3 protein-coding genes are annotated in these 2,576 nt (G+C 69.8%); 2 read left to right on the forward strand and 1 reads right to left on the reverse strand.

Features of this window, described 5'->3' with window-relative positions; translation table 11 throughout:
* Positions 1 to 1,410 (forward strand): thiamine pyrophosphate-dependent enzyme (locus tag B4E30_RS06635; protein WP_286794141.1); only part of this gene is annotated, 1,410 nt, incomplete at its 5' end.
* A gap of 71 nt (positions 1,411 to 1,481) precedes the next feature.
* Positions 1,482 to 1,865: a hypothetical protein gene (locus B4E30_RS06640; protein ID WP_286794143.1), complete on the forward strand. Its 384-nt coding sequence runs from the start codon at positions 1,482 to 1,484 to the stop codon at positions 1,863 to 1,865.
* Between the two features lie 42 nt (positions 1,866 to 1,907).
* Here B4E30_RS06640 and B4E30_RS06645 read toward each other — a convergent pair.
* Positions 1,908 to 2,576 (reverse strand): isopenicillin N synthase family dioxygenase (locus B4E30_RS06645; RefSeq protein ID WP_286794145.1); only part of this gene is annotated, 669 nt, incomplete at its 5' end.

A 2,576-nucleotide genomic window follows, 5' to 3' on the forward strand; every position in this document is an offset into this window, starting at 1 on the left:
TCCACCTACTTCCAGGAGACCCACCCGCAGGAGCTGTTCCGCGAGTGCAGCGACTACTGCGAACTCATCTCCGACCCGGCTCAGTTCCCGTGGGTGCTGGAGACGGCGATGCGCACGGCCGTGGAGAAGCGCGGCGTCGCCGTGGTCGTCGTGCCCGGCGACATCTTCTTCGAGAAGGCGCCCGAGCGACGCCCCGCGGCCGCCATCCACGCCACCCGGCCGCGCATCGTTCCCGCCGAGAGCGAGCTCGAGGCCGCTGCGAGGCTCCTGGATGCCGGCGACGCCGTGACGATCCTCGCCGGCGCCGGGGTCGCGGGTGCCCATGACGAGGTCGTCGCGCTCGCGGACCGGCTCCAGGCACCGATCGTGCACGCCCTGCGCGGCAAGCAGCACATCGAACACGACAACCCCTTCGACGTCGGGATGACCGGTCTTCTCGGCTTCGCGTCGGGGTACCGGGCGATGGAGAAGTGCGACACGCTGCTCATCCTCGGCAGCGACCTGCCGTATCGGCAGTTCTACCCGCAGGACGCCACGATCATCCAGGTGGATGTGCGCGGTGAGCAGCTGGGCAGGCGCGCCCCGATCGACCTCGGCCTCGTCGGCGATGTCGGCGAGACCGCGCGCGCCCTGCTGCCGATGCTGCGCGTCGGCCGCGACAGCGATCACCTCCGCTCGGCGGTCGAGCACTACGGCAAGACGCGCGCGCAGCTCGACGAGCTGGCCACGGACGACGGACACACGCCGATCTACCCGGAGTTCCTCACGCGCGTCGTCGACGAGACGGCCGCAGACGACGCGGTGTTCGTGCCCGACGTCGGGTCGCCGGTGACGTGGGCGGCGCGCTATCTGCACATCCATTCCGGTCGCCGCCTCGTCGGGTCCTTCTCCCACGGGTCGATGGCCAACGCCCTCCCGCACGCGCTCGGTGCGCAGGCAGTCGACCGAGACCGGCAGGTGATCGCCCTCGCCGGCGACGGGGGTCTCGCGATGCTCATGGGCGATCTGCTGTCGCTTCGCCAGAACGATCTGCCGGTGAAGATCGTCGTCTACAACAACTCCTCGCTGAACTTCGTCGAGGTCGAGATGAAGGCGGCCGGCATCGTCAACTTCGGCACCGGGCTGGACAACCCCGACTTCGCCGCCGTCGCCGAGTCGGTCGGCATCACCGGCATCCGCGTCGACGAGCCGGGTCAGCTGCGCGGCGCCCTCGAGCGAGCCCTGTCCGAACCGGGTCCGGCCCTCATCGATGTAGCGGTCGCGCGTCAGGAGCTGTCGATCCCGCCGTCGATCAGCGCCGCTCAGGCCAAGGGCTTCGCGCTGTATGCGCTTCGCACCGTGATGTCCGGGCGGGGGGATGAGCTGCTCGACCTCGCCGACACGAACGTGTGGCGCCGACTCTTCCACTGACACGCGTGGGCGAACACGCGCGGCGCGGGTCACCGGGGCCCTAGGATCTCATCCGACCAGAGGGGAACCCGATGACCACTCCCGCAGCACCCGACCCGGACGCCGAGCGGCCCATGACGACCGAGCCGACCACGCCGGTCGACGCTCCGCCAGCGCGGAAGCGCGACGTGCTCGGCATCGTCGCGGTGATCGTCGCCGCAATCGGACTGCTGCCGACCCTCGCGGTCTTCCTCATCGGGCTCGTGCCGGAGATGAACGCGATCTGGTGGCTCGGGATCATCATCATCCCGCTGCTGGCGATGCTGGGCGTCGTCGTCCTCGTGCTCGCGATCATCGGCATCGTCGTCGGCGCACGCCGGCACTCGAGGTTCGTCTGGTCGATCGTGGCCGCCGTGCTCGGGCTGCTGATGGTCGCTCCGATGTCGCTGCTGTTCCTCGAGTCCGCGACGATCTGAACGGATGCCGCCGCCGGCATACGCCGACGGCGGCCGGTGAGGTCAGCGCTTGCTGGCCAGCACCCGCGCCGATTCGCGTTCGGCTGTCACGTTGCGCACACCGGCTCGCGAGCCGGCGAGCTTGGCGGCGATGTGCTCGCCGACGGTCACCGGCTCGTACAGGTCGGGATGCTCGTCGTCGATGCACGAGGGAAGGGTGCGGATGACGGCGTCGACGTCGCCGTCGTGGAAGAACGCCGCGCTGCGGCGGCGCTCGATGGTGCCGTCGATCACCGGCGGCTTCACGCGGTGCAGCGTCGACATCCACCGTTCGTTGGTCAGGCGCGCGGTCACGTCGCCGAGGTTGATCAGCAGCGCGCCGGCTTCGGGCTGCACGTCGTTCCACGAGCCGTCGGCGCCGAGCACCTGCAGTCCGCGCACCTGGTCGGCCCACAGGATCGTGACGATGCCGTAGTCGGTGTGCTCGCCCATGCCGGTGAGGTCGCCGTCGAGGGTCACGTCGGTGCCGGGCGGCAGCGCGTAGTTGTTCATGCGGAAGACGTCGAGCGAGTGACCGGTGCGGTCCGCGAAGAAGTCCGGCTCGAGTCCCAGCGCGTCGGCGAAGATGCTCGTCATCGTGCGGGCCACGCGAGCGGCCTCCCCGAAGTACGTCTGCACCTTCTGCTCGAAGTCCGGCACATCCGGCCACACGTTGTCGGCGTAGTCGGGCTG

Source organism: Microbacterium sp. UBA3394 (assembly GCF_002358725.1).
GTDB classification, from domain to species: domain Bacteria; phylum Actinomycetota; class Actinomycetes; order Actinomycetales; family Microbacteriaceae; genus Microbacterium; species Microbacterium luteum.

Excerpts from the sequence above, each read along its gene's own strand:
- B4E30_RS06640 (WP_286794143.1), top strand. The coding sequence starts at position 1,482 with ATGACCACTCCCGCAGCACCCGACCCGGACGCCGAGCGGCCCATGACG.